The sequence below is a fragment of the Bradyrhizobium sp. 2TAF36 genome (genome assembly GCF_052114925.1).
Classification (GTDB): domain Bacteria; phylum Pseudomonadota; class Alphaproteobacteria; order Rhizobiales; family Xanthobacteraceae; genus Bradyrhizobium; species Bradyrhizobium barranii.
The window spans coordinates 158774-178241 of the sequence record NZ_JBFRFR010000002.1 but is presented as its reverse complement, the minus strand read 5'-3'; the positions used below and the strand labels follow the sequence as shown (position 1 = coordinate 178241).

17 protein-coding genes are annotated in these 19468 nt (G+C 64.5%); 7 read left to right on the top strand and 10 right to left on the bottom strand.

Going from position 1 to position 19468, the window contains the following annotated elements:
- Nucleotides 1–5: 5 nt before the first annotated feature.
- From AB4Z51_RS01950 to AB4Z51_RS01930, 5 genes are read right to left on the bottom strand one after another with little or no spacing between them, the layout of a single operon-like run.
- On the bottom strand, nucleotides 6–932 hold the full coding sequence (locus AB4Z51_RS01950) for a 2-hydroxyacid dehydrogenase (RefSeq protein WP_085405182.1): 927 nt from the start codon (nucleotides 930–932) through the stop codon (nucleotides 6–8).
- A 13-nt stretch (nucleotides 933–945) separates the two neighbouring features.
- On the bottom strand, nucleotides 946–2274 hold the full coding sequence (locus AB4Z51_RS01945) for an NAD(P)/FAD-dependent oxidoreductase (RefSeq protein ID WP_085405183.1): 1329 nt from the start codon (nucleotides 2272–2274) through the stop codon (nucleotides 946–948).
- A gap of 43 nt (nucleotides 2275–2317) precedes the next feature.
- Nucleotides 2318–3193, bottom strand: a complete 876-nt coding sequence (locus tag AB4Z51_RS01940; RefSeq protein ID WP_085405184.1) for an ABC transporter permease — start codon at nucleotides 3191–3193, stop codon at nucleotides 2318–2320.
- Nucleotides 3194–3195: 2 nt separating this feature from the next.
- The gene (locus AB4Z51_RS01935; protein ID WP_028147015.1) at nucleotides 3196–4146 is read right to left on the bottom strand and encodes an ABC transporter permease; all 951 of its coding nucleotides are present in this window, start codon (nucleotides 4144–4146) and stop codon (nucleotides 3196–3198) included.
- Between the two features lie 27 nt (nucleotides 4147–4173).
- Complete coding sequence (locus AB4Z51_RS01930) at nucleotides 4174–5865, bottom strand: peptide ABC transporter substrate-binding protein (protein WP_085405185.1); 1692 nt, start codon at nucleotides 5863–5865, stop codon at nucleotides 4174–4176.
- 203 nt (nucleotides 5866–6068) lie between these two features.
- Between AB4Z51_RS01930 and AB4Z51_RS01925 the strand changes: the two genes are divergently transcribed.
- Together AB4Z51_RS01925 and AB4Z51_RS01920 are read left to right on the top strand one after the other, a co-directional pair.
- Nucleotides 6069–6701, top strand: a complete 633-nt coding sequence (locus tag AB4Z51_RS01925) for a cupin domain-containing protein (protein ID WP_085405186.1) — start codon at nucleotides 6069–6071, stop codon at nucleotides 6699–6701.
- Between the two features lie 134 nt (nucleotides 6702–6835).
- Nucleotides 6836–8692, top strand: a complete 1857-nt coding sequence (locus tag AB4Z51_RS01920) for an ATP-binding protein (RefSeq protein WP_135214824.1) — start codon at nucleotides 6836–6838, stop codon at nucleotides 8690–8692.
- Nucleotides 8693–8703: 11 nt separating this feature from the next.
- On the opposite strand, the gene AB4Z51_RS01915 is transcribed toward AB4Z51_RS01920, so the two are convergent.
- Complete coding sequence (locus tag AB4Z51_RS01915) at nucleotides 8704–9729, bottom strand: AraC family transcriptional regulator (protein WP_085405319.1); 1026 nt, start codon at nucleotides 9727–9729, stop codon at nucleotides 8704–8706.
- Between the two features lie 186 nt (nucleotides 9730–9915).
- Between AB4Z51_RS01915 and AB4Z51_RS01910 the strand changes: the two genes are divergently transcribed.
- The 4 genes from AB4Z51_RS01910 (at nucleotide 9916) to AB4Z51_RS01895 (ending at nucleotide 14244) form a co-directional block, all read left to right on the top strand.
- Nucleotides 9916–10365 carry a cupin domain-containing protein gene (locus AB4Z51_RS01910; protein WP_085405188.1) on the top strand — a complete coding sequence of 150 codons (450 nt, stop codon included), beginning with the start codon at nucleotides 9916–9918 and terminating at the stop codon, nucleotides 10363–10365.
- 89 nt (nucleotides 10366–10454) lie between these two features.
- On the top strand, nucleotides 10455–11966 hold the full coding sequence (locus tag AB4Z51_RS01905) for a flavin-containing monooxygenase (protein ID WP_434057413.1): 1512 nt from the start codon (nucleotides 10455–10457) through the stop codon (nucleotides 11964–11966).
- A gap of 102 nt (nucleotides 11967–12068) precedes the next feature.
- Nucleotides 12069–13142: a hypothetical protein gene (locus AB4Z51_RS01900; protein WP_085405190.1), complete on the top strand. Its 1074-nt coding sequence runs from the start codon at nucleotides 12069–12071 to the stop codon at nucleotides 13140–13142.
- A gap of 319 nt (nucleotides 13143–13461) precedes the next feature.
- Complete coding sequence (locus tag AB4Z51_RS01895) at nucleotides 13462–14244, top strand: hypothetical protein (protein ID WP_085405191.1); 783 nt, start codon at nucleotides 13462–13464, stop codon at nucleotides 14242–14244.
- 116 nt (nucleotides 14245–14360) lie between these two features.
- Here AB4Z51_RS01895 and AB4Z51_RS01890 read toward each other — a convergent pair whose 3' ends face one another.
- The 3 genes from AB4Z51_RS01890 to AB4Z51_RS01880 are packed head-to-tail and all read right to left on the bottom strand — an operon-like array spanning nucleotide 14361 to nucleotide 17456.
- Nucleotides 14361–15704 carry a cytochrome-c peroxidase gene (locus tag AB4Z51_RS01890; protein ID WP_085405192.1) on the bottom strand — a complete coding sequence of 448 codons (1344 nt, stop codon included), beginning with the start codon at nucleotides 15702–15704 and terminating at the stop codon, nucleotides 14361–14363.
- Nucleotides 15705–15720: 16 nt separating this feature from the next.
- Entirely contained in the window at nucleotides 15721–16596 is an 876-nt protein-coding gene (locus AB4Z51_RS01885) for an alkaline phosphatase family protein (RefSeq protein WP_441496919.1), read from the bottom strand.
- On the bottom strand, nucleotides 16578–17456 hold the full coding sequence (locus AB4Z51_RS01880) for an alkaline phosphatase family protein (RefSeq protein WP_441496918.1): 879 nt from the start codon (nucleotides 17454–17456) through the stop codon (nucleotides 16578–16580). The genes AB4Z51_RS01885 and AB4Z51_RS01880 overlap by 19 nt, the downstream gene beginning before the upstream one ends.
- A gap of 268 nt (nucleotides 17457–17724) precedes the next feature.
- Here AB4Z51_RS01880 and AB4Z51_RS01875 point away from each other — a divergent pair, with 268 nt between their 5' ends.
- Entirely contained in the window at nucleotides 17725–18900 is a 1176-nt protein-coding gene (locus tag AB4Z51_RS01875) for a mandelate racemase (RefSeq protein WP_085405194.1), read from the top strand.
- Nucleotides 18901–18938: 38 nt separating this feature from the next.
- Here AB4Z51_RS01875 and AB4Z51_RS01870 read toward each other — a convergent pair whose 3' ends face one another.
- A complete protein-coding gene (locus tag AB4Z51_RS01870; RefSeq protein WP_085405195.1) occupies nucleotides 18939–19457 on the bottom strand; it encodes a GNAT family N-acetyltransferase in 519 nt (172 codons plus the stop codon).
- Nucleotides 19458–19468 lie beyond the last annotated feature (11 nt).

Below are 19468 nucleotides of genomic sequence, written 5' to 3'. Positions count from 1 at the left end.
TTGCCCTAATAGCCGCGACTGCGATCGACGCGCCCCGGCAGATCTTCGCCGCGGCGGTGGCGTGCGATGACGTCGAGCACGAAATCGACGGCCGTATCAGGCGTCGTCATGCTGGCATTGTGCGGCGTCAGCAGGATGCGCGGATGGCTCCAGAACGGATGGCCGGCGGGCAGCGGCTCGGGATCGGCAACGTCGAGCACCGCACCGGACAGCGCGCCGCTGTCGAGCGCCGCGAGAAAATCGGCTTGGACGAGATGCGGACCACGCCCGACATTGACGAGCCCTGCTCCGCGCGGCAGGCGCGCGAACAGATCGGCATTGAGGATGCCGCGGGTCTCGTCGGTCAGCGGCAGCAGGCAGACGAGAATGTCGGCCTGCGCGAGAAACTCTGGCAAGGTGTCCGTACCGGCGTAGCAGGTGACGCCTTCAACCTCGCGCGGCGAACGATTCCAGCCGAGAAGCGGAAAGTCGAACGCCTTGAGCCGGTCGAGCACGGCCTGGCCGAGCTGGCCCAGCCCCATCACGCCGACACGACGACGTTTGGCCGGCGTGATCCGGATCTCGCGCCAGACCTGCTCCTTCTGTTGGCTGATGAAGTGCAGGAGATCGCGATGCAGGGCGAGCACGGCCATGGTGACGTATTCCACCATGGTCTCGGCGATGCCGGGCTCCAGCATGCGGACGAGCGGTAGGTGCGGCGGAAGTTTTGTGGCATCGAACTGATCCACGCCAGCACCGACCGAAAAGACCAGCTCGAGATTGGGAAAGGTCGTCGCGATATCGTCCGGCGGCACCCACGCCACCAGGTAGCGCACCTCTGCGGGATCGCCGATGTCGGGCCAGAGCCGGAACGGCACATCGGGCGCGCGTTCCGCGAAGAAGCGCGCCCATTCGGCGCCGCGAACCATGTTGGCCTTGTAGAGAACCGTCATGCCACCAGCACTCTCAGAACGGGCTGACCGGCGCGAGACGCCGGCCGTCGATCATGCGCTTGTGGCTGTAGGCCGCGGGATCGACCAGCGGCGTCGCGCCGGTCACGATGTCGGCGGCGAGCTTGCCGGCCGCAGGACCGATGCCAAAACCGTGGCCGGAGAAGCCGGTCGCGAGGAAGAAGCCGGGCAAGGCATCGACCGGCGAGATCACGGGAATGGTGTCCGGCGTGCAGTCGATCGTGCCGCCCCAGGCTTCCGCGATCTCGATGTCCTTCAATTCGGGATTCGACTTGATCAGCGAAGCCAGCGCCGCGTTGACCAGCGACATGTCGGGTGCCGGATCGCGCACCCGCTCGGTCTCGAACGGCGACGGCTTGTCAAAACTCCAGCTCGTGCCGCGCACGATCTGGTCGAAGAACGACTTGCCGAACGACAGTTTCAGCCCGTTCTTGCGATGCAGGTAGGTCGGCCAGAAGGTGCGCGCGTAGCGGAACAGGTCTGGCGACAGTTCGACAGTCCCGCGGCCGCGTAGCGCCAGTGTAAAACCGCCGTCGAGACGGCGGCGGATACAGTAGAAGTCGGTGCCGAGCGCGCCGGACGTGATCTCAGGTCCCGGCGTGGTTCGGCATGCGGTGGCGTTGACGAGGCCGATCGGGAGCTCGATGCCGTGACGGCGGCAGAACAGCGACGACCACGCGCCGCCCGACAGCAGCACGGACTGGGTGCGAATGGTGCCCTTCTCGGTGACGACGGCGCTGACCCGTCCGCCCTGCGTTTCCAGCCCGCGTGCAGCGCAGCCCTGGTGGATGGTCACGCCATGCTTGCGTGCAGCGGTGGCGAGCGCCGGCACGGCCATCGACGGCTCGGCGCGCCCGTCGCTCGGCGTGTGCAGGCCGCCGACCCATTTCTCGGAATTGCCGGGCAGGCGCTCGGCGACTTCCGCCGGCGTCAGGACGGTCGAGTGGACCTGCATCTCGCGCGCCGTTGCGGCCCATCGCTCCCAACTGGCCAGCTCGTCCTTGCTTTTGGTCAGGAACAGCACGCCGGTGCGGCGGAAGCCGGCATCGACACCGGCGTCGTCCTGCATGTCCTCCCACAGCCGGAGCGCCTCGCGGGCCAGCGGGATCTCCTCACGGGCGCGGCCCTGCTGGCGGCACCAGCCCCAATTGCGGCTCGACTGCTCGCCGCCGACATGGCCTTTCTCGACCAGTGCAACGGAGAGACCCTTCTTCGCCAGATGATAGGCCGCGGACACGCCGATGACGCCGCCGCCGATGACGACGACGTCCACCTGCGCCGGCAGGCGTTCGTCGCTGTTTATACGGGTGAGCGGCGGGGACATGGGACACTCCAGCTATTCAGTTCGATCGAAGCAAGTCGGCTCGTCATGGGATATTCGTTCGCGGATCGAGCGCATCGCGCAGGCCGTCACCGAGGAAATTGAAGCTCGTCACCGCGAGAGTGATGGCGACGCCCGGCACGATCGCAAGCCACGGCGCGCTGGTGAGATAGATCTGCGCGTTGTTGAGCATGTTGCCCCAGCTCGCGGCCGGCGGCTGGATGCCGTAGCCGAGATAGCTGACATAGGATTCGAGCAGGATCGCCTTGGCGACGTTCAGCGTCGCCGCCACCACGATCGGCGCGATCGCGTTGGGCACGAGCTCGCGAAACATGATCCGCAGGTTCGACGAGCCGAAGGCGAGCGCGGCGACCGCGAATTCGCGCTCGCGCAGCGAACGCACCTGGGCCTCGACGACGCGGGCAACGCTCATCCAGGCGGTCGCCGCGATCAGCACCGTCGTGGTGATCAGGCCAGGTTCGGTGAGGGCGGCCAGCGCAAGCAGGAGGAAGATCGTCGGAAAGCACAGCACGGCGTCGACCAGCCGCATCAGGACCGCGCCGACCACGCCGCCATAGAAGCCGGCGAAGGCGCCGACGGCGATTCCGACCGCCATCGCGATCACCATCGCGACGATGCCGATCGAGAGCGAGATCCGCCCGCCCATCATCAGCCGCGCCAGCACGTCGCGGCCAAGCTCGTCGGTGCCGAGGATGTGCGCGCCCGACAACGGCGGCGCGAACCGCTTCATGATGTCGATATAGGTGTCGTCGAACGGCAGCAGATAGGGACCCAACGCCGATCCGAGGACGAGAACCAGAATAATGACAGCACCCGCAAGCGCAAGGCGATGTCGGCGAAAGCGCCGCCATGCGGCCTGRCCGGGCGCGAGCTGAGCGGTCGAGAGGGTCGCAGCCGTCATTCCTAGCCCACCCGGATACGCGGATCGACGACGGCATAGAGGATGTCGGCGAGCAGCGAGCCGATCAGCACCATGGTCGCCGAGAACATCAGGATGCCCATCACCACGGGATAGTCGCGGTAGCCGATGGAATCCAGGAACAGCCGGCCCATGCCGGGCCAGGTGAACACGGTCTCGGCGACCAGCGCGCCGCCGAGCAGCGTCGGAAACTGGAGGCCGGCCACCGTGATCATCGGCAGCAGGGCGTTGCGCAGCGCGTGTACGGTGAGGATGCGCCATTCCGGCATGCCCTTGGCGCGCGCGGTGCGGATGTAGTCCTGGTTGATCACCTCGAGCATGGAGGAGCGCATGAAGCGGCCCCACATCGCGGTCTCGACCAGCGCCAGCACCAGCGCCGGCGCAATCAGATGATGCAGCAGGTCGAGGAAGGAGCCATCGCCGACGGTTTGGCGATTGCCGGCCGGCAGCCAGCCGAGCTTCACCGAGAACACGTAGATGGTGACGAGGCCGAACCAGAAGGTCGGGATCGACAGCGCGATCATGGCGCCGACGGTCGCCAGCGTATCGAACAGCGAATAGCGGCGCAGCGCGCCCAGCACGCCGATCCAGCAGCCGAGCAAAACCGCGATGATGGTCGCCGTCGCCATCAGCTCCAGCGTGGCGCCGAGATGGGAGGAGATCACCGACAGCACCGCCTCGCCGTCGCGATAGGACTTGCCCCAATCGCCTTTCAGCATGCGGCCGAACCAGTCGAGATACTGGATCGGCAACGGGCGATCGAGGCCGAGCTGCCTGGTGACGCGGTCGAGGTCCTCCTGCGTCATCTGCGCGGACGCCGCGTATTGCGACAGCGGACCGCCGGGGGCCAGATGCAGGATGGCAAATCCGATCGCGGAGACGATCACCAGCAGCATGATCGCCTGCGCCAGGCGGTTGGCGACGTAACGGGCCATCTCAGGCGATCCAGTGCGCCAGACGCATCAGGCCCAGTACCATTCGCGGATGTTCCAGCAATTGATCGAGGTGTTGATGTTGGGACGGAAGCCTTGCAGCCCCTCCTTCACGCCTTCGGCAATAAAACCCTGGAACAGCGGCAGGATGGCGAGGTCGTTGCGGATCAGCTTTTGCAGATCGCCATAGGTCGTCTTGCGCTGGGCGAGATCGAACTGTCTGGCGCCCTCGGCGAGCAGACGATCGGCCTCGGCGCTGTTGTACTGATAGGTGTTGAAGCCACGGCCGCCCTTGGCAGGGATAGCGCCGGAGCCGAAGCGCGGCGTCACATCGGGGTCGCTGCCGAGCATGAAGTTCACGGACACCAGCACCGAATTGAATTTCGACTGCTGCCAGAAATCGCCCCAGATCACGGCGGCCGGCATGTTGTTGACCCGCATCGCCGCGCCGATCGCGCGCCAGTCCTGGATCAGGAGCTGCTGGGTCTGCTCGCGCACCGCATTGCCCGACGTCGTCGAGTTGGTGAATTCGAGCTTGACGCCACCCTTCTCGCGGATGCCGCCGGAGCCGCGGGTCCATCCGGCCGCGTCGAGCAGCGCGTTGGCCTTGGCCGGATCGTATTTGTGCTGCGGCAGGCCCTGCTGGAACGACCAGGCCTGTTGCGGCACGAAACTCTCGGTCTGCGTCGGCAGGCCGTAGTTCAGCGCATCGATGATCGCCTGCTTGTTGATGGCAAGGTAAAGCGCCTCACGCACCGTGCGATCGGCGAAGGGCCCGAATTCCAGGTTGGGCGCGACGTGCTCCACCGAGGACGTCGCCGAGACGAAGATCTTGCGGCCCTTCAGCGTCTTCGCCTCCTGCACGAAGTTCGGCAAGATGCCTTGCAGGCCGGTGTAGTCGACCTGCCCCGTGCGGAACTGGGTGTAGAGGACGGTGAGATCAGGAATGTATTTGAAGACCACGCGTTCGACGTACGGTCCTTTGCCGTGGTAGCCGGTATGGGCATTCAATTGAATGTGGTCGCCGGGCACGCGCTCGCCCCAGCGGAACGGCCCGGTGCCGACTGGCGCATTGTGGAACGGCGAGGCGTTCGGATCCGACAGCTTCTCCAGGATGTGCTTCGGCACGATGAAGGTGAGCGACAGGATCGACATGTAGGGCGAATAGGGAGCTTCCATCCGCCAGTGGATCTCGTCGGGCGCGACGACCTTGATGTCCTTGACGAGGTTGTGGCCGACGCGGTTGCGGACGCGGAAGTCGGGATTGTTGATCAGGTCCAGCGAGAATTTCACGTCCTCGGCCGTGAACGGCGTGCCGTCGTGCCATTTCACGTCGCTGCGCAGCTTGATCTTCCAGGTCAGGCCGTCGGCCGACAGGCCGCCATTCTCGACGGTCGGGACTTCGCGCGCGAGATCAGGGACGAACTTGCCGTCGGGTTCGATGAACCACAACGGCGAGAACACCTGCCACCAGATGCCCTGATCGACCTCGATCCCCGGCATCAGCGGATGGAAGACGGTCGGCTCCTGCGACAGCGCCGCGATCACCTGCCCGCGCGGCTTGTCCGGCGGATTGGTCGGGCGTTCGCTCTGCGCAAAGGCGTTGCCTGCAAGGGTCCATCCCGCCGCGGCGCCCGCGCCGAGCTGGAAGAATTGTCGGCGATTCGGAATGCCGAGATGATGCAGTCCGCCAACGCCGAACTTGCCGGTGCTGTCTGCCATGACCAGTCTCCGTTCCCGCACACGGCACCGTCTCCCGCGCCCCCGAGACCCGGCAAAGGGACAGGAGTGGGCTTTAGTGCTTCTAAATTTTTCAGTCAAAAGTTCATCATGACTAAATACAGCTGTCAATCACATTGCTAGGATGCGCGACCTTTTCACGCCGCCGGCCATTCCGGCGGCGAGGCAATGCATGGGAGAGCGACATGGATGGTCGCGGCGAGACCAACGGCCCGAAGGATGCCCCGGCGATCGAGGCTGACGATGCGGTCGACCAGCGGCTCGGCGAAACCGTGCGGCTGCTGCGGCAGCGCGCCGGCCTCTCGATCCAGGACGTCGCCACCAAGACCGGGCTCTCCAACGGCATGATCAGCCAGCTCGAACGCGCGCGTGCCATGCCGTCGATACGGACGCTGCGCCTGCTCAGCATCGCGCTCGACGTTCCCATCTCCTATTTCTTCGAGACCACCGATCCCGCCGACGTACAGCGCTACATCGTGCGCAAGAACAGCCGGCGCCTGTTGCGGCTCACCGCCAGCGGCGTCGTCAAGGAAGCGCTGACGCCGGCAGACGAGGGCCAGCTCGAACTCTATGAGCTCACGCTCAACCCCGGCGCCTCGTCCGGCACCGACTTCTTGCAGCACACCGGCGAGAAGGCCGGGTACATCCTGTCCGGCAGCCTGCGGCTGTGGCTCGACAACCAGGCTCATCTGCTCGAGGCCGGCGACAGCTTCCGCTTTCCGAGCATCGTGCCGCACATGTTYGACAACCCGACCCAGCAGGCCGCGCGTGTGATCTGGGTCACGACGCTGCGCCAGACCGATTCGCCGGCAGGTTGAGCGCGAGGAACGCCGGCGCCCCGCCGGAAATTGCCCCTCGACGCAGGCTCGCGGAGCCTGTAGCTGACGTGAAGCCGGAGCAATCTACAGCGCGAACGCGAGGGTCCCGCGATTGACGTCGCTGGTGTGAGACCATGAAACTCAGACCGCTTCTGACACTCGCGCTGGCCGCGCAGGTCGCCGTGACCGCCGCGGCCCTCCTCGCCTCCTATGCCGCGACCGGGACCGGGTTCGGCTTGGCCCAGATCATCGCTTTGCTGGCAAGCGGCGCCGTTGCGGTGCTGCTCGCACGGCTGTGCACGCGCGCGATCGAAACGGCGCAGGACAAACGCGCCGCCGCGCAACTGGCCGAGCAGGCCCAGGCCGGCGCACAGATGACCCAGGCCGTCATCAAGACCGCGCTCGACGCCTTCGTTCAGACCGATGCGAACGGCATCGTCCTGGAGTGGAGTGTCCAGGCCGAGGCCCTGACCGGATGGACCCGCAAGGAGGCGCTCGGCGCCGACGTCGTCAACCTCCTCATCGCCGAGCCGCTCCGCGACGGCTTCAGGCAACGCATGATGCGGCTTTTGCCGGAACTGTCGGATACGCCGATCGGCATCCGGTTCGAAGCGACGCTGCTGCACCGGAACGGCGACCAGATCCTGATCGAGGCGTCGAGCACGGCGCTCCAGCTCGGCGGGCGCACCATCATCAACAATTTCGTCAAGGACGTCACCCAGAAGCGCGCCGCCGAGGAGCAACTGATCCAGGCCCAGAAGATGGAGGCGGTCGGCCAGCTCACCGGCGGCATCGCGCACGAATTCAACAACATGCTCACCGTGATCACGGGCACGATCGAGATCCTCGCCGACGCCGTGAAGGACGACCCGCCGCTTGCGACCATCACCAAGCTGATCAGCGAAGCGGCCGATCGCGGCGCCGCGCTGACGTCGAGCCTGTTGTCCTTTGCCCGCAAGCAGGCGCTCCAGCCGGCCGAGATCGACGTCAACGAGCTGCTCGAAGAGGTCGCAAAGCTGCTGCTGGCGACCTTCGACAAGAAGATCGAGATCGTGTCCAGGCTTGACCGCAACGTCTGGCTGGCTTTCGCCGACCGCGGCCAACTGAGCGCGGCGCTGCTCAACCTCGCGATCAACGCCCGCGACGCGATGCTGGATGGCGGCAAGCTCACGCTCACGACGCGCAACGTGGTATTCGGCGTGCGCGAGGCCGTGGCGGTGGGCGCCGGCTATGCCGGCGACTATGTCGAGATCGAGGTCGCCGATACCGGCACGGGTATTTCGCAAGCCATTCTCGAACGCATCTTCGATCCGTTCTTCTCGACCAAGGATGTCGGCAAGGGCACCGGGCTCGGTCTCAGCATGGTGTTCGGTTTCGTCAAGCAGTCCGGCGGCGGCATCAAGGTCACTTCCGAAGAAGGCCGCGGCACGATTTTCACGATCTACCTGCCGAAGGCCGAGACCAGCACGCTCCGTCCGGCTGGCTATGACGAGCGCAAGGTGGTGGGCGGCACGGAGACAATCCTCTGCGTCGAGGACGATCGCGACGTCCGCCAATATGTCACCGTCCAGCTAAAAAGCCTCGGTTACCAGGTCATTTCCGCCGCCAATGCGACCGAAGCGCTCGCCATCGTGGCCGAAGGCACGCCGTTTGATCTGCTCTTCACCGACATCGTGATGACTGGCGGCGTCAACGGACGCGAGCTCGCCGAACAGATGGTGGCTGCGCGGCCCTCGCTGCGGGTGCTGTTCACGTCGGGTTATGCCTACGATTCGCTGCACGCGCAGGGACGCGCCACCATGGGCGCGCCGCTTCTGGCGAAGCCGTACCGAAAGGCCGAGCTCGCGCGCATGCTGCGCCGCTCCCTCGACACCGCCGTCGACGCCGCGGGCGATCCGATCCCGACGCCGTACTCGGTGCAGGCGGATGTCGAGGGCTTTTTACGCAGGCAGGCGGCTGAAGACAGCGGCACGACGCGATCGCGAAAATAGATGCCTGCCGCCTAGCTCATCCTTCGCCGCAGCGTTGCCGACGGCGTCTCGCCGAATTTTTCGCGGTAGGCACCCGCCATGCGGCCGAGATGGGTGAAGCCGAGATCGAAGGCGATCTCGGTGATGGAGACATCCGGCGAAGCCTGCGCGAGCCGGGCGTGCAGAGCAGCGAGGCGCATGTCGAGCAGCATCTCCGAGATCGATACGCCGAAGTGGCGGCGGAAGCCGAGCTGGAGCGCGCGGACGCCGATCCCGGACGCGCAGGCGAGCTGCGCGAGGTCGAGCGGCTCACCGGCATTTTCCGCAAGATGGTCCCGCGCGGCGCGCAGTGCACGCGGCAAACGCTCGGCTTGCCCCGAGAACCTCCTGATGGCATCCGACAGGCCATGCCGCCGGCCGTTGAGGAGATGATCGAGCAGCACCTCGCGCCAATCGGCCATCGCGACCGGTGAAAGCCTGCCGGACGGCCCGAGACGCTCGGCGAGCAGCATCAGCTCGGCAAGGCTGGTCTGCAGGGCCTGCCCCGCCGGTGCGTCGAGGTCGATCGCGGCATCAAACTCGACTGGGCCGGCCGCCCTGCCCGACAGCGACGCAGCGCGTTGCTCGACCATGCGACGGTCGAGCAGCAGGATCGCCTGCGCACAGTCGCTCCACATCATCCGGGTCGGGATGGTCGGCGACAGCAGCGACGCCGTCCGGCCCGGCGCAGCATCGATTTCGCTGACGCCGGCACGAATGCGGGCGGTGCCGGTGAGCGGGACCTGTACCAGGAAGAAGCGCTCGAGGCAGCCGGGATCGATGCTCACCGACCCGCCATAGGCGACATAGTTGATCGAGAAGCCGTCGAACGCCGCGCAATTGTGCCGGGCTGAGAACCCCGGTCCGCGCGGCCGTACCGGCTTGAGATCGTGCGGGCAGAAGATGCGTCCGATCTGCTCTGCCGCTTCGTCGACATCGTCCGTGGTGACGCGGGCGAAGTCCGCAAGCCGTTCGGCTTCGGACCGCCGCGTGCTCATTTCCAGCTCGGCTGCGGACATCGTCGACCACGCCTCGGGCCACGGAGTTGCTTTAAGCCTATAATAGTTCCCGGGATGCGAAAAGAGCCGCGTCGCAAAATCGTCGTGCTGCATGGCAACAGCCGCATCCGGATTCGTTTAGCGGATAGACAGCGACCGTCGACGGGCCGAAGCTCCATCCTCGCCGGAATCCATGAGGAGTGAGCCATGACTGCACTCGAAAAGGGCATAACCGCTGTTGGCACGGGCTATGGCGGAAAGAGCTGGAACATCCTTGGCCAGGTCTATTTTCCCAAGGCCATCACAGATTCCACCTTCGCGTTCGAGACCAACAGCGAGCCCGGCCAGTTCGTGCCCGTGCACATTCATCCGACCCAGGACGAGTTCATCTTGGTGCAGGAAGGCACGCTCGACCTCAAGCTCGACGGCCAATGGGTCAAGGCCCATGCCGGGGATCTCGTGCGCATGCCGCGCGGCATCCCGCACGGCTATTTCAACAAGTCCGACAAGCCGTGCCGCGCGCTGTTCTGGGTCTCGCCGATGCAGAAGCTGGAGGCGCTGTTCAACCAGCTCCACAATCTGACGGACCCCGCCGAAGTCGTGCGCATCTCGGCGCTGCACGAGGTCGACTTCCTGCCGCCCGAGGCCAACGATTAGGCGGCCAGCCTTCTCGTCCAGTTTCATCTGCCTGCAGGTCCGCCGGGCGCGCATCGCGGCCGAGCGTGGTCGCTTGCGCCCGAAACACATTGATTGCGAGGAATCCCATGGTCAGTCCCAAGCATGTCTGCGTGATCGGCGCCGGCGTCTCCGGCCTCGCCGCCGCAAAGGCGTTTTCCAGCCACGGCCACCGCGTCACCATCGTCGAGCGCAGTGCCGATCTCGGCGGCGTCTGGGAGCCGGCGCGCTCCTATCCTGACGTGCAGACCCAGAGCCCGAAGGAGCTCTACCGCTACACCGATCGCGCCATGCCGGACAGTTATCCGGAATGGCCGACCGGGCCGCAGGTCCATGCTTATCTCTGCGACTATGCGAAAAACTTTGGCCTCGACCGCATGCTGCGCCTCAACACTGGGGTCGCCGGCATGGAGCGCCGCGCCGATGGCAAACCGGGCTGGACGCTCACGCTATCAAGCAAGGACGGCGCGACCACGAACGAGAATTTCGATTTCGTCGCGGTCTGCACCGGGCAGTTCAACGAGCCGCGCGAGCTGCATTGCCCGGGCGAGGACGGCTTTCTGGCGCAGGGCGGCCAGATCCTGCATTCGTCGACATACAGCGATCCGACGCTGGCGAAAGGGCGGCGCGTCGTCGTGCTCGGCGGCTCGAAGTCCGCGACCGACATCGCCGTGAACGCGGTGAAATCGGGCGCGCGCGAGGTTACCATCGTGATGCGCGAGCCGGTGTGGCGCATCCCCTATTTCATTGGCGGGCTCGTGAACTTCAAGCGCATCCTCTACATCCGCGCGCAGGAGGAGATGTTTCCGGGCTGGGGCGCGAGCTCCATGGCACGGCTCGCGCACCGCATCGCCGCGCCGCTGATCTGGGCGAACTGGCGCGGGCTGGAGAGCCTGCTGAAGGCGCAGCTCAAGCTGAACCGGTGCAAGATGGTGCCGAAGGAGCGGATCGAGGACGGCGTCAACTGCTCGGTGCCGATCGCAACGCCGGACTTCTACCCGATGGTCGCCGACGGCCGCATCAAGGCGGTGTTCGGCAGCTTCGACCACTATGAAGGCGACAGCATCGTGATGAGCGGCGGCGAGCGCGTCGCGACCGACGTCGCCGTGCTCGCGATCGGCTACAAGCTCGGCGTGCCGTTCCTGCCCGAGGCCTATCGGCAGAAACTTGTCGATGCGGACGGGCAGTACCGGCTCTACCGCCTGATCGCCAACCCTGATCTGCCGGAGATGGGCTTCGTCGGCTTCAACTCGTCGTTCTGCACCGTTCTCTGTGCTGATCTGGCGGCGAACTGGCTGGTGCGCTATGCCGACGGACAGCTCGCGAACCAGCCGACGGCACAAGCGATGCGCGACAATGTCGAGATGATGCTGCACTTCAAGCGGGTCGAACGGCCGGCTGCCGGCGTCTATGGCGGCCTCTGCGTCGCGCCCTATCACTACCGCCATTTCGACGAGCTGATGGCGGACATCGGCGCCAGGAATCAGAAGCGCGGCGGGCTCGCCGGACACTTCCAGCCGCCGGATGCGGATGCCTACGCGAAATTCCTGGCGACGGCGCCGGATTACCGGGCCACAGCGTAAGGTCGGAGAACCCGGGCTGTGCGTGATTTGCAACTCGCCAGTCCGCGCGTTTGATGTTTACGATCCCGTGACCGACGAATCTCCGGCACATGGGAACCCGCCATGGGACGACGATGTCATGCCGCCACGGCCCTGGCGGTGCTTGGGCTGATCCTCACGACGTTCACAGTCAGCCGGGCACAAACGCTTAACGCAAAGCAATCGGAGGCGCTCGCTACCTACGATCGCGCGCTCGGCGATTTCAAATCCATCCTTGCCGAGCGGCGCCGACAGATCGAGGCGAAGGAGCCGCTGCCGAACCTGCCGGGACAGGCGCTCTATCTGGCGCGCGTCGCGGTCATCAGTGCTTACAAGGATCTCACCGACGCCATGCCGTCGCGAATCGGCAAGCCCAACAAGTTCGAGATACCACCGGCCTATTTCGACGCCGACATCGAGCCGCTGATCGACGAATATTCAAAGCTGTTCGACGTCATGGAGGCGCCGCCCGCCGGCGCGCAGAACTCGGCGACGCCGTTCAAGGACGTCGTCGATCTCGCCACAGCTATCGCACGCGCCAAGGGGCTTGCACCGGCTCACGCCGAAGCTGCGGGCCGGATCAGCCTCGGGCTGTTCTTCGCCGAGACCAACGGCAAGCAGAATGTCCGCAACGGGCGCTCGAACACCTATATGGGCAGCTTCCAGACCGGCCCGTCCGAGGACCGCAACGGCCGCCGGAAGTGGGAAGCCATCAAGGGAGACATCGCGGCAGCCGACCCAGAGCTGAGCGCGCGCGACGACAAGGAAGAGGCACGCGCCCGCGGCACGGACTATCGCTTCAACCACTGGACCAACGTGCGCGACGGCCTGATGAACGCGCACGCGGAGGTGTTTCGGGAGATCCCGGGAATCGTGAAGACGCTTCCCGATCCGATCGACCAGATGAAGTTGTTCGAACTGATCCAGATCGTTCCCACCCCGACGCGGTCCGCGCTCAAGTCCGGCGATCTCCTGAATTACAGGGTGTCCAGTCCAACGATTATGAAGCACCTGCGCAACAACAGCATCTTCGCGTTTGGACAGGCCGACCGGGCGCGGACCTCGGCCAGCTTCCGCGAGATCCTCGCTGCGATGTGGCTGTTCAACCGGAAGTTCGAGCGCGCGATGGTGAAATATTCGGAGATCAAGGGGCGCTGAGGACATACAGAAGGGCGACGCCCCGCGAGACTCAGCACAATTATAGATAGAGTGTGAGCTAGTTCATATCAGCGACCCCATGCCGGGCGTAGTTTTGCAAGGAGATGTCTCGCGTCCCGGCGCCAAAGCGTTGCGGGTTTCCGGACGTCAAGCCGAGCGAACATCTGTCAATCCATAGGAGGACAGGCCATGAAGTTCGCAGCACTGCTTTTTGTCTTCACTCTCGCCGCACTCACGACGACTGTTCCTGCAGATTCGGCCAACGCGTGCGCGCGCCCCTGCGGACACTATTGTTGCGGATAATCGGCGGAGAATTCCAATGCGCCCATTGGTCAAGTGGGGGGCATTAGTCGCGATCGTGAGCATCGCACCACTGGCATCCGTGGCCGCGATACATCTACGCACACCCCCAAATAAGCTCAACGAAGCAATCACCGCTATCGGCTTTCACCCGATAACGCCACCGGTCCTCCTGCGCGCTCCAGGCTCCATCTATCATGTCTCTCCGAACGGCCAGGATTACGACATGCTGTGCGAAGTCTCGCCGGATCGGCTGGTCGGCGTCACTCGTACTTCATCTTCAGCGACCCAGGTCACTTCGGAGCTACGAAAGACACAGTATTCGCTCGACTCAAAAGTCGTGCGTTCGATTCAGTCACATACCGATGCAAAATTGGCAGAAGCTGTAAAGCTCGAGCTTGATGACGTTCAAGTGTTGGAAATCTCACTTGAAGATCTATCAATCATCGCGGAGGAGCTGTTCCGCCGCGAGTCCTGCGATCGGGAAGTGAAACGTTATCTGGAAAACGGGGAATACGTTTGCCAGGGACAGCGGGTTCTCAAGGCATCGACGAAATACGTCGCGGCCTATGACAATTCAGCGGCGGGCTCCGTGGAGCAAACGACGGACTTGATAAAGAATAATTTCGATCCGACTGTCAGCATACAGGGCGGTCAGAGCCTCTCTGGAGCGAACCTCTATTATGGAATGAGACTGGCACCGCGGTGCCTGTCCCTCCAGGAGGCCAAAAGGCAGCCACGGCCGCCGTCCTCGCTCTGGGACAGACTGGTCAATCACTTTCCTTCGCTTGAGTTCTTTTGAATACGGCCACGCGATCCGACACGGCGGCGGCAGGAGTGTTCATGCAGGCGATGACTGACTTTTTCGCCGCATCCGCATCCCGGAATCATGCGTCGACACTCTAATTCGTCGGCACTCTAATTCTCCGGCTTGTAGCCGTCCGTCAGTGTCTTCAGAAACGCGATGATGTCGGCTTCGTCCAGCTCCGTCATCGCCGGCTTGTCGCCGGGGTGGCGATCGAAGGGCGGATCGGTGACGTCGACATTGGCATGATATTTTTGCGGCAGGTCGTCGTATTTCCGCACCGCGCCGTCGGCGCCGCGCGGAAAAACCTTTTCCGGATTGGTGTCGCGAAGATTGTAGAAATCCAGAGCCTGCTCGAGGGTACTGAAAACGCCATTATGGAAGAAGGCGCGGCGCGTCGCCGTGTTGCGTAGCGTCGGCGTCAGGAACATGCCGCAATATTGCGTCTGCTCGGGAATGTCGGTGCGCTGCGGGCCGCAGACGCCGAGATCAAAATGGTTGGGATCGCGATTGCCGGCGAGCGCGGCATTGCGCGGCGCGCCGAGCGCCTCGTATTGGTGATCGGTGAACAGCGGCGGCAGGCCGTCGCGGGTCGGCGCCGAGGTGTGACAGCCGGCGCAATTGGCCCTGTCAGGATCGTTGAACGCTTGCAGGCCGCGCAGTTCGGTCTCGGTGAGCCGCGCCTTGCCCTCGAGCCAGTAGTCATACTTGCTGGTGTAGGGATGGAAGCTCGGCTCCTCCACCTGATAACGCGCCACCGCGAACATCGCCTCCGCGATCAGGAGCCGCTGATTTCTGAGCACGCCGGCGCCGAACAGCTCGACGAAGCGATAGGCGTAAGGCGCACGGCGCAGCTTGTCCGCGACGATCTCGGCACTGCCGCCGTCCATCTCGTTGGGGTCGAGCAGCGGGAACAGCGCCTGGTCCTGGAGCGTGTCGGCGCGGCCGTCCCAGAACAGGCCGCCTTGCGGCACGATGTTCGCCGATGCGCCGCTGCCGCCGGCGGTCTTCGTCGTACGCGCGGCCTGCTGGCCGATTGCAGCCATCTGCGCGAGATCGATGACGTTGTCGTCGTCGCCCTTGTCGGGGCCGATGCTGAAATTGGGATGGCGATCGAGATAGGTCAGCGACGGCACCGCGCGTGCGCCTTGCCGCGACAGGGCGGCGCCGCCGAGCATCACCGGCCCGTCGTTGGGCGGGCCGTAGGCGTGATCCGGGCTGTGGCAGGATGCGCAGGACAGCGCGCCGGACGACGACAGCGACGCGTCGTAGAAGATCTCCTTGCCGAGCTGCGCCATCGCGGACAATGGCGCGACGGGCGGGCGCATGAGGCGAACCGGATTCGGGTTCGCGCCGAGCTGGCTCGTCTCCGCAAGTCCTTGCGTCCCGGCTGCAAAGACGGCGCCGGCCAGACAAAGCAGGCCGGCGCCGAGGAGCCACATGGTGCGGCTGTTCATCAAGCGTCCCGTTGGACTAGTGGTGGTGATGCTCGTCCGGCGGGCTGGTGATCGCCGTGCCGGAGGTCGGATCGAGGAACAGCGCGTCGGTCCGGTAGTCATGGCTGTGATCCTGATCGAAGTCGAACAGGTCCATGATCGAGCCGGAGCTGGCGTCGAACGAGCCGCCACCGATACGCTGGCCGCGCAGCCAGTTGTCCTCGATGAACCGCACCACGGACGCCTGCGAGATGTAGGTGCTGCTCACGTGGTTGGTCCTGGCGTAGGGCGAGACCACGATGAACGGAATGCGCGTGCCCGGACCGCAGCGGCCGTTCACCGGTTTGCCGGAGAGACCCTTCGGTGCCGGCTGCTTCTGCGGGCCGAGGCCGCACAGGCCCGGACCGTTGACCTGATCGGCGGTCGGATCGTAGGAGGCGGTCTTCGGCGCAACGTACTGGTGGTCGTACCATCCGTCGGAGTCGTCATAGGTGATGATGACCGCGGTTTCGCGCCACTCCGGCTGCTTCTGGAGGAAGTTGATCAGCTCGACGTTGCCGACCTGCTCGTCGAGCGGATCGGAGTTGCCGGCGTGACCGTCCTGGTAGGCCGACATCTTGATGTAGGAGACGGCCGGGAAATTGCCGGCCTTCACGGCGGCGTAGAAGTCCTCGAGGTCGTAGGCGTGGTTGGCCGGATCGACGGTCTTGCCGCCCTTCTCGTAGGTGTGGCCGATCGCATCGACCGAACTCGGCCGCGCATGGGTCGGGTTGGCGGTCGACTTGTAGTACTGGAACCAGGCGTGGTGCGGGCTGTAGTCCACGATCGTGCCGTTCACGTTGCTGGAGAAGGTGGTGCGCGCGCAGCCGGTGGTGCCGTTGGCATTCTTGAGCGTCAGGTCAAAGCCGCCCATGTGCCCCAGCTGATGCGCCCGTCGTTGAGCAGGTCGCCGATGTTCTTGCCTGTCATCAGCACGGTGCTGCTCGTGCTCGAGCAGGAATCGTAGGCCGGGTCGGTGTCGCCGATCAGCGTCAGGCCGCCCTGGCCGTCGGCGATCGACGCCGAGGTGCCGACGATGTTCTGCGCGCCATTGGTCTGGCCAGAAATCACCGCGAGCGCGCCCTGCGTCGACGGACCGAAAGTGTCGGTCCAGGCATTGTCGCTCATGGCGAAGTGCTGGGCGTAATTCCAGAAGGCGGTGGTGGTGTTGCCGTCGAAATAGCCCATGACCTGACCGTTGGTGCCGAACGCACCGGCGCCGCCGGCGGTGCCGCGGCCGGTGAATTTCGGAAACAAGTCTTCCTTGCCGTTGTCCACGGCCTGTTGCTCGGGCGTGTAGGAGTGGTTCTGCGAGCGCGTGTTGGCCTGGGTGCGGTCGAGGCGGAACGGATCCGTCGCGCCGGTGCCGTTGGCCGCGCTGTTGTTCGGATTGTTCACCAGCAAATGCGCGTTGGCGAGATTGTTGACCTTCGGCGTATGCGGCTTCGGCACGAAGGGGATCGAGCCGGACGGATTGGCCGCGTTCGGATAGGTCGCGAAGTAATGGTCGAACGAGCGGTTCTCGTTGAAGATGATCACGAGATGCTTGATCGGCGTCTCGGTGTGGATGTCATGCGGATGACGGTGATGATCACGGTCGTGATCGTTGTCGCGACCTTGATCATGCCCGTGATCGCGGTCACGGCCGAAGTCGTCCGCAAGGACGGGAAGAGTGCACGCGAGCGCGCTCGCGGCCGCGACAATCGCAGCCGTCGTCAGTAGTCTCGATTTCATTTTTTTGACGCCCCGGAAATGAGGATGTTTACGATCAGAAACGTTCTAAACATCGCGAGTGACAGAGCCGTGTCAGTTTGACGCACGAGACACTTTGCGCAGTGGTCGAGGCATAATTTTTTATGCAGCCACCCGCTTCGCTTCACCGGGGCGCGTCTTGCCGTTTTATTCCAAGGGCGAAGACAAAAATGATCACGGGCAGGTTGTTGCGTGATGCACCGGGTTGCATTTAGCTTTGCCGGACAAGAACAAAGTCTCAGGGGGAAACATGAAAGCCGCTGTTCACAGGCGCACGCGCGATGTCGCGTCTGCTCTGGTCGCAACGTCCTTTGCCGGCTTTGCAAATTTCGCCGCTCATGCCGAGATCGTCGTCACCGCCAATGACGGCAAGATGATGCTGGAGAACGGCAATGCCGTGGTGCGCAAGCAGCCGTTGCCGGACACGGTCAGCGTCATCGATCTCACCGATGGCGCGCTGAAGCTTTTGGGCGAGGTGCCGGCACCCGCCAGCGTAGTCGGGCCGCCGCCGAGCGTCGCGATTGCGCCGGACGGCTCGCTTGCGCTGGTCACGGGGGCGATGAAGCTCGATCCCGCGGATACGACCAAGACGGTCCCCGACGACAAGCTCTCGGTGATCGACCTCAAATCCACCCCGCCAAAGGTGCTTGCGACATTGCAGGCCGGACCAGGCGCCGCCGGCGTCTCGATCAACCGTGCCGGCACGCTGGCGCTGGTTGCCAACCGCAGCGAGGGCACCGTCTCGGTCTTCGCGATCAGCGGCAATACGCTGACCGCAGGCGGGAAGATTCAACTCGGCGATGCCAAGTCGGGCCCCAGCCATGTAGTGTTCTCCCGCGACGGAGCCACCGCGCTGGTCACCCGCGACGGCGACAGCAAGATCTCGCTTCTGAGCGTGGACGGGACCAAGGTCGAATACACCAAGCGCGACCTCTCCGCCGGCATCCGCCCCTACGACATCGACCTCACCGGCAGCGCGGTGGCCGTCGTCGGCAATGTCGGTGCCAGCAGCGGCGACAGTGACACGATCAGTCTGATCGACATGACCGCCAAGCCGATCCGCGTCGTCACGACGGTTACCGTTGGACAGACACCTGAGGCCGTGAAGATGTCGCCGGACGGCAGCCATGTCGCCGTCACCGTCATGAACGGCTCGAACAAGCCCTCGGCCTCGCCCTTCTTCAACGATTTCGGCCTGCTCAAAGTCTACAAGATCTCGGGCACCGACCTCACGCCGGTGGCGGAGGCCAAGATCGGCCATTGGTGCCAGGGCATGGTGTGGTCAAAGGACTCAAAACATGTCGTGGCGCAGTGCATGGTCGAGAACGAGCTGATCGCATTCTCGTTCGACGGCAAGGCGCTGACCAGGACGTCGACGCTCAAGCTGCAGGTGAGCCCCGCAGGCATTCGCACCGCGGAGCCGTGAGTCAGCCCTAATAACGGGCGAAGCGCCCCGAGATGCCGTCAGAGCCGCTTGGTGAAATGGTAGCGACGAATGCCACCACCTAGCGTCTTGTTGCTGGCGGCATCGGCGATCTCTTCGCGCACATTCTCGTATCCCGCGTTTCGATACAGCGTCAGCGCATCCTGCTGAAGCTCGGACGTGCTCAGCTGCAATTCTGGACGATTGCGGCGGCGGCACTCCCCTTCCGCAAACGCCAGCATCTTTCGCGCGATACCCCGGCGCCGCGCGCCGGGAGCAACGTACATGCGCCGTAACTCCATCGCGTGTTCGCCAGAGGCCTCCAGTCCAAACATGCCGACGATTTCATCGTCATCGACGGCGACCCAGAAACCGCCGCTCCGACCCGAATAATAATCGGCGAGACGATCTATCTCCTCCGCGAGGGAGCGGGTGATGTATCCTTCAAACGCCTCCGCCAAATGCACCGGCGCCAACAGGCGATTGACCTGGATGAACAGCTCGCGCACGGCGGCTGCATCGGCGGGCAAGAAAGCGCGGATCCGAATCTCGCTTGCCATGGAGGCGGCGC

Bases quoted from the DNA above. Each gene is read 5' to 3' on its own strand.
- AB4Z51_RS01950 (WP_085405182.1), bottom strand. From the start codon at position 932: ATGACGGTTCTCTACAAGGCCAACATGGTTCGCGGCGCCGAATGGGCG.
- AB4Z51_RS01945 (WP_085405183.1), bottom strand. From the start codon at position 2,274: ATGTCCCCGCCGCTCACCCGTATAAACAGCGACGAACGCCTGCCGGCG.
- AB4Z51_RS01935 (WP_028147015.1), bottom strand. From the start codon at position 4,146: ATGGCCCGTTACGTCGCCAACCGCCTGGCGCAGGCGATCATGCTGCTG.
- AB4Z51_RS01930 (WP_085405185.1), bottom strand. From the start codon at position 5,865: ATGGCAGACAGCACCGGCAAGTTCGGCGTTGGCGGACTGCATCATCTC.
- AB4Z51_RS01920 (WP_135214824.1), top strand. From the start codon at position 6,836: ATGAAACTCAGACCGCTTCTGACACTCGCGCTGGCCGCGCAGGTCGCC.
- AB4Z51_RS01915 (WP_085405319.1), bottom strand. From the start codon at position 9,729: ATGTCCGCAGCCGAGCTGGAAATGAGCACGCGGCGGTCCGAAGCCGAA.
- AB4Z51_RS01910 (WP_085405188.1), top strand. From the start codon at position 9,916: ATGACTGCACTCGAAAAGGGCATAACCGCTGTTGGCACGGGCTATGGC.
- AB4Z51_RS01900 (WP_085405190.1), top strand. From the start codon at position 12,069: ATGGGACGACGATGTCATGCCGCCACGGCCCTGGCGGTGCTTGGGCTG.
- AB4Z51_RS01895 (WP_085405191.1), top strand. From the start codon at position 13,462: ATGCGCCCATTGGTCAAGTGGGGGGCATTAGTCGCGATCGTGAGCATC.
- AB4Z51_RS01890 (WP_085405192.1), bottom strand. From the start codon at position 15,704: ATGAACAGCCGCACCATGTGGCTCCTCGGCGCCGGCCTGCTTTGTCTG.
- AB4Z51_RS01885 (WP_441496919.1), bottom strand. From the start codon at position 16,596: ATGGGCGGCTTTGACCTGACGCTCAAGAATGCCAACGGCACCACCGGC.
- AB4Z51_RS01880 (WP_441496918.1), bottom strand. From the start codon at position 17,456: ATGAAATCGAGACTACTGACGACGGCTGCGATTGTCGCGGCCGCGAGC.
- AB4Z51_RS01875 (WP_085405194.1), top strand. From the start codon at position 17,725: ATGAAAGCCGCTGTTCACAGGCGCACGCGCGATGTCGCGTCTGCTCTG.
- AB4Z51_RS01870 (WP_085405195.1), bottom strand. From the start codon at position 19,457: ATGGCAAGCGAGATTCGGATCCGCGCTTTCTTGCCCGCCGATGCAGCC.